This window comes from Geomonas sp., assembly GCF_056994735.1.
In genome coordinates, this window is record NZ_JBXKJL010000293.1 from 25,723 (window position 1) to 32,239 (window position 6,517).

The following is a 6,517-nucleotide window of genomic DNA, read 5'->3' on the forward strand; positions in this document are numbered from 1 at the left end:
GAAGATACCTTACTGTCCTGCAGTGTCAACCATGCCCAAGCCGCTGCGGCCTCCTCCCCTGCCCCAAACGCGAAACGCCGGAGAGCGCGCCTCCGGCGTTTCTAAACGAGTATCAGCCCTGCCGACTATGGCTCTGGCTGGTCCGCCTTCACCGGCCGCAGGGTAGCGGCTCCCAGTGCCCCGACCAGTGCGACGCCTGAGGCCAGGAGGAGCGGCGAGACGAAAGAGCCGCTGGCATCGGCCATGGCCCCCGCGACGCTCGGTCCCACCGCCTGCCCGACACCAAAGAAGAGGGTTATGAACCCCAGGGCTGCGGGGGCCAGTCGCGGCCCCAGGACGTCGCCGCAGGCTGCGGCCATGATGGCCGGAATGCTCCAGGCGGAAAGGCCGAAGAGCACGGCCGAGAGGGTGAAGCCGGCCGGCGTGGGCCAGAGGGCGAAGATGGCGAAGGCGACGGTGTGGATCAGGTAGACCATTATCAGGGCCTGCTTCCTGCCGAGGCGGTCGGAAACCGCGCCCCAGATCATCCCGCAGAAGATGCTGCACCACCCCATGGTCATGAAGAGCTGACCGGCTGCTTCGCGGCTGTAGCCGCCGTCGGCCACCAGGCGCTTCACGAAGAAGGTCATGTAGATGATGTAGGAGAAGCCGTAGGCGACGTAGACGACCCCGAGGTGCCATACCGAGGCCGACCGGTAGACCCGCCCCCACTGCAGGCCTCCACCCTTGGCGGCGGAAGCTGCGGTGCGTGCGGAGGAATCGGGGTTGTTGCGCAGGAAGACGGCTGCGCAGACGGCGATGGCGAGGGTGGCCGCTCCGAAGATGTACCAGCAGGAACGCCAGCCGCCGTCCCCGTAGGCCTTCATCAGGTGCGGCGCCAGCGGTCCGATGATGATCATGCCCAGGGATGCGCCGCTCACCACGATCCCGGCCGCCAGCCCGCGCCGCTGCGGGGCGAACCAGGCCGCGGTCAGCGCCATGGCCGAAACGATGGTAGCGCCGCTGCCGATTCCGGTGAGCCCCCGCCAGAGGACGGCCTCCGCAAAGCTTCCGGCGGTGCCGGTCAGCAGCATCCCGGCCCCGGCGACGGCAACGCCGGTGGCTATGACGCGCCTCGGTCCGAAATGGGCAGACAGTGCGCCGCCGATCACCGACAGTGCCAGGTAGCCTACCAGGTTGGACGTGGCCAGCATGCCGGCCATGGCATTGTTCATGGCAAGGCTCTTCTGCATCGGCGGCAGCAGCACAGTGTAGCCGAAGCGGGCGATGCCCTGCGCGCCGAAGAGTATGAGGGTGCCGAGGGCGGCGATGACCCAGGCGTATCCTGTCCCGCTTGCCGTGGCCAAGGCCCCGACCTGCACGGTGAACTCCTTGACCTCTGCTTGGTTGGATGAATTCATGCGATGCGGATCCTCCCTTCCCCGTTTATTTTCAGCGCAAGGATGAATATCACAAAAAAGGTTTTGATGGTAGCTGTTTAAGGTGAGTAAGGCAGTGGCAGGAGGTGGGAAAGAGGGAATTTCAGCAGGAAGCGACGGCCGCGTCAGCGGCGTTCCGGGCAACTTGTCCGGCAAGGGCGCGCTCCTATATAATGAAAGGAAAGGCAGCAGTTATCAGGGGGACCAACCGATGGAAACCCATCGCAGCATCAAGAGACTAAAAAAGAGGATGACGGTCCGTTTCGGCGAGGGGGCAGCCGAGAAGCTGGCCTTTACCGAAGACGTTTCGCCTACCGGAGTTTTCATCAAGACTACCCAGGTGATCCAGCCGGGGAGAGGGGTAAAGGTAGCCTTCGAACTCGACCAGGGAGTGGTGAGCCTGGAGGGGAAGGTCGTCTGGGCGAAGAAGGTTCCCGCCAGCATGATCCGCGTGGCCCACAAATGCGGCATGGGCATCCGGATTACCAGCTTTCTGGAGGGGAGGGAGGCCTATCTCTCCCTCTTTCCGGAGTTGGCAGAGTAAGCCCGCCACCGGAAAGGACGCCACCTCAGGTGATCCTTTTCGCCCCTATGAAATGGGACCGGTAGTAGCTGCTGTTGATGTCCGAGACCGTTACCTCCCCCTTGGCCGAGGAGGCGTGAATCATCTTCCCGTCACCGAGGTAGATGCCGACGTGGGAGGGATAGGAGGCGTAGGTATGGAAGAATAGCAGGTCCCCCTTCTTCAGTTCCCCCTGATTGACGTCGGTACCCAACCGGATCTGCTCGCGGGCGGTCCTCGGGAGTTCTATCTGGTGCTCGTGGAAGACGTGCTGGACGAAGCTGGAGCAGTCTATGCCGTTCGCCCCCTCTCCACCGAACCTGTACGGGGTCCCGACGTAGGCCGCGGCGGTCTTGCCTATCTCGTTGATGAGGGTCTCCCTGCTGGGGAGAAGGTTTTCCGGATCGCTCAGTTCCTTGAGGAGGGCGGTCTCTTCGGGGTTGCTCTTGCCGACCGCCCCTTTCGCCTGTCCCGCGGCTTGGAGGGAGCGATGCTGGTTTCCGGAGAGGCCGGAGAGAAGGGTTTCCAGGGCGCGGGTGCCCGAGGAAGAGGAGGAACAATTGTTCTCGCCCTCCCCGAAGAGGGAAAGGGTACTGTGCATCATCTCCATGCGCAGCACTTCCGCGGCCGCCTGCTGGGTCCCGGCGGGGGGAGAGCCCTGATCGTTGTGCTGCGGACCGAGGAAAGACTCGAAGCCCCTCGCCACGCTGGAGGAAACGTTGCTCTTCCCTTTGGCGCCCCCCGATTGCAAGGTGTTGGCAGATACTACTGTCTGCAGTGCGCTAATCGCCATCCATTCTTCCTTTTGCCGAAAGCGGACGAAGATCCGCCGGCGGTGAAAACGACTGGTTGTTTGACGCCCGAGTCAAAGGGCCGTCAGCGGAGTCAACAGCCGGACGCGGATGCCGCTCCATTGGCGCCGCTGGGAGTAGAACGCCGGCTTGCTGCTGGATCCTGCAAGTTCGAGGCCAATGGGAGTCGGGCGAAGCCGGGAAGGGATTCAAAGCCTTGGCGGGAACCCGGCAGAGGAATGGCGGCACCGGAGGGTGTCTGGTCGGAGGCCGGTATCCGGAGGCAGTGCAGAGGGGGAACCGCTCCTTTAAGCGATGCAGGGGCAGCGGCGCTCCTTGCAGGGCGAAGCGTCCCGCACCATTTATGTGCACGAAGGGGAAAGAGCTGGCGTCGAGGCGGAAGAGGAATCCCCCGCCTCCTTGGGATTGGATCTTCTGTCACTGGAAAGTCTAGTCGCCGAAGGCCTCGTCGTCACAGATTTCGGGAGTTCCCCGGGAGGTCTTGGTGACCGTCCCCTTGTAGAGGATGTACTGTCTCTGGCAGGAACATGAATATACGAGCTTGACGCTCCAGTGATCCTGAACATAGTTCGGATAGTCGTTGCGCAGCCCGCACTCGCAGGTAAACCCCTTCTCGTCGTTCTCTATCTTCGCCATGACGCCCCCACTCCGCTCATTATATGCACATCAAAAAATCATACGCGCCGTTTAGCGGTATGACTCACGATTCCCGTCTTCGCCCCGGATGCTCAGAGTAGCGGCTCCAGCGGCAACTACTAATAAATAGAGGCAAAAAGTTATGTATACGATTCTATTCGGGGAATATCGAAAGTCAACAGCGGGAGATAAAAATGGAGGGGGGAAATGAGGGCCTTTTACCGGCCGGGTCAGGCAGGAAAAATCGAGCGGCGGAGCAGCGAGCCAAGGAGGGCTTGCTGATGACGTTCGGGCCGGCACTCCCCTCCCGGCTAGGTGGCAGGAAGAGGAGTTGCCTTCCTCGTTTGCAGGAGTGAGTCAGATGGCCTGGCGCTTGAAGAGGAAATCGTTCCACCTGTTGCCCGACTTGGTCAGGGGATGCTGGGCCTTCCTGATCGGATCCCGCCCGATCTGTACCCAACCGTCCGATCTCAAGAAAGCGACGATCCTCTTCTCACGAATGAGATAATCAAGCATGTAGGCGGGGACCAGCCTCTCCTCCCCGTTGGCGAATATTACTGAGATTCCCATACCGATGACTCCGTCACGCTCTTCGAGACACCCGCACTCACCCCCTGAACATCACCAAAACAACTACCTACAAGTCCATTCTAAATCACCCGCCCCCTTGCGCTCAACATAATATTCCCTAATGGGCGGGGCGGTTACGCGGAGGCAATCCTCATTATCGCCGCGCTCATCCGCCGTAACCCACCCCCCGTCAGGACCAAAAAAGACGTAACAGGCCTTGCCAATCGGCCAATTGATGCTACTTTACTTAACTATATTTTTCTAATAAATGATCAGGAGGTGAGGTCAAATGATCAGGAAGGGTTATGACAGCTCCTAGTGGCCACGGAGCCTTGATAGGAGCACCTAAAAGGTACGGCAGTTTCGGGTGTATCTATTCGACAAAGGAGAGCCTAGATGAGAAGACATCACATGCGCAAGATGCTTAAGCACCTGTCACTTTTTGCTATCCTCTTGCTAACGGTGATCATGTTCGGCTGCGAGGGTGACAAGGGTGATAGGGGCTTGGACGGCACCAGTTTCGGGACGCTGACAGGCAAGGTCACCGACACCGCCTTCCCGCCGCACAATCTTGGCGGGGTAACGGTGACTCCGACCCCCGTGGTGCAGGGCGTGGCAGCAGCCTCCACCGACGCCAGCGGCAACTACTCGCTGACGCTTCCCAACGGCAACTATACCCTGGTCTACACCAAGGCCGGCTACGCCTCCAAGACCCAGAGCGCCACCGTGGTTGCCACCCAGACCAACACCCTGCCCACCGTCGCGCTGGTGCAGACCTCGGCCGCGGTCATCAACGTGGCCAACACCAACTTCAACAACCGGACCACGGCGACCGTTACCGCCACCACCCTGGTCAACGATCCGGCCCTGGTCGGGCAGACCACGGTAATTACCTGGACTGACGCCAACGGCAACCTCATAGCCACCGGCCCGACCGCCAAGCTCCACAAGCCGAGCGACACCGCGCTGACCAGCGCGGTCGCCGAGTTCGCCAAGGTTCGCCAGAGTGTCTACCCCCCGGGCCACGACCCGATCGCCGATCAGAACGACTTCGACGTGCCCGACTTTGAAACCCTCGACCGCCTGCAGGTTCTTCCCATCGTCCCGTTTGCCTCCGAACAGGCTGCCGCCACCCCGTTCAAGGTCTTCTCCCGCATAGGGAACGCGGCACCGTTTAGCACCTTCAGCACCGTGGTTACCGGCACCTCGCCCTCCAACACCCTGCCGTTCGTGCCTAACCCCGGCATCAGGAACGTCCCGATCGGCCAGCCGGTCGTCATCCAGGGCAGGCTCCTTAACAGCTACAGCTGGACCATCGCGCCGCCCACCGGCTCGAACGTCACCACCCTCTTCGACGCCACCACCAGGTTCCCGCGCTTCATCCCCGACGCGCCGGGCACCTACGTCGTAACCGAGACCGGCTCGGGCGGAACGCTCACCATCTATGCCGGCACCTACGTCGGTGTCCTGACCCCGGCCGCCAACAGCGACCCGCTCGGCGTGGTCGACACCGCCTGCTCCAACGCGAGCTGCCACACCACCGGCAACGCCTCTTTCGCCACCCCGTACAAGGGGAGCACTGCGACCACTCCGGTCCAGTTCTTCGACACCACCCAGATCAACAACGTCTTCAACATCTGGACCAGCAGCGGACACCGCCACATCATGGTCAAGGCCATGACCCAATTCCCCAGCAACTACACGCTGAACGGCTGCGCCCGGTGCCACTCGGTCGGCTTCAGCCAGTTCTCGAGCGCCATCAAGTCCAACGGCTTCAGTGACATAGCCCGCGCCACCGGCTTCACCGACGCCGCCTGGCGGGCCAACTTCCCGAACTTCTTCGTCGGCTTTGACCAGGTACTGCGCAAGTCCGAGGTCCAGTGCGAAAGCTGCCACGGCCCCAACGGCGACGGCGGAGCCCACGGCCAAGGAGTGCTTAACGCCATCGACGCCCGCATGAGCGTCTCCTCCGACATGTGCGGCAAGTGCCACGGCGAGCCGTTGCGGCACGGCCGTTTCCAGGAGTGGAGGGTCAGCGGCCACGGCGACTTCGCAACCGCCATGGGCGAGGGCATCTCCAGCACCACCGGCCTGGTGAACACCTCCTGCGCCGGCTGCCATAGCGGCCAGGCCTTCCCGCTCTGGATCCAGCAGCTCCAGGGGACCGGCGGCAACGCCATGAGCCCGTCCAGGAATCTCAACGCAGCCAACACCGCAGCGCTCTCCTGGCTGCGCACCAACAACGTCCAGCCGCAGACCTGCCAGACCTGCCACCAGGTCCACAACCCCGGCACGTCCTCCGGTCTTGAAGGGGCCATCGTCTTCCTGCGCGGCGACTACCAGCCTGGCGGTTTCTTCGACGGCACGACCACCCTGCTCCCCTCCGGCTTCTCCGCCAGCGGCGTAGGCCGCGGCGCTCTCTGCATCACCTGCCACAACTCCAGAAACGGCGGAGCCGGCGCCACCGCGACCCTGCACGAGGACGGCGATCCCAACTTCGACACCCTCACCACCTACTC

At 62.3% G+C, this 6,517-nt stretch carries 6 protein-coding genes; 2 read left to right on the forward strand and 4 right to left on the reverse strand.

Going from position 1 to position 6,517, the window contains the following annotated elements:
• Positions 1 to 125: 125 nt before the first annotated feature.
• Complete coding sequence (locus tag AC11W3_RS13145; protein WP_484088839.1) at positions 126 to 1,400, reverse strand: MFS transporter; 1,275 nt, start codon at positions 1,398 to 1,400, stop codon at positions 126 to 128.
• A gap of 229 nt (positions 1,401 to 1,629) precedes the next feature.
• On the opposite strand from AC11W3_RS13145, the gene AC11W3_RS13150 reads away from it, so the two are divergent.
• Positions 1,630 to 1,962, forward strand: a complete 333-nt coding sequence (locus AC11W3_RS13150; RefSeq protein ID WP_484088840.1) for a PilZ domain-containing protein — start codon at positions 1,630 to 1,632, stop codon at positions 1,960 to 1,962.
• A 25-nt stretch (positions 1,963 to 1,987) separates the two neighbouring features.
• Here the strand turns inward: AC11W3_RS13150 and AC11W3_RS13155 are convergent, their stop codons facing one another.
• The 3 genes from AC11W3_RS13155 to AC11W3_RS13165 form a co-directional block, all read right to left on the reverse strand.
• A complete protein-coding gene (locus tag AC11W3_RS13155) occupies positions 1,988 to 2,773 on the reverse strand; it encodes a C40 family peptidase (protein ID WP_484088841.1) in 786 nt (261 codons plus the stop codon).
• A gap of 448 nt (positions 2,774 to 3,221) precedes the next feature.
• Positions 3,222 to 3,428, reverse strand: coding sequence for a hypothetical protein (locus tag AC11W3_RS13160; protein WP_484088842.1), 207 nt, complete (start codon positions 3,426 to 3,428; stop codon positions 3,222 to 3,224).
• Positions 3,429 to 3,785: 357 nt separating this feature from the next.
• The gene (locus tag AC11W3_RS13165; protein WP_484088843.1) at positions 3,786 to 3,998 is read right to left on the reverse strand and encodes a GSU3473 family protein; all 213 of its coding nucleotides are present in this window, start codon (positions 3,996 to 3,998) and stop codon (positions 3,786 to 3,788) included.
• Between the two features lie 396 nt (positions 3,999 to 4,394).
• On the opposite strand from AC11W3_RS13165, the gene AC11W3_RS13170 reads away from it, so the two are divergent.
• Positions 4,395 to 6,517: carboxypeptidase regulatory-like domain-containing protein (locus AC11W3_RS13170; protein ID WP_484093132.1), on the forward strand; the 2,123-nt coding region annotated here is incomplete at its 3' end.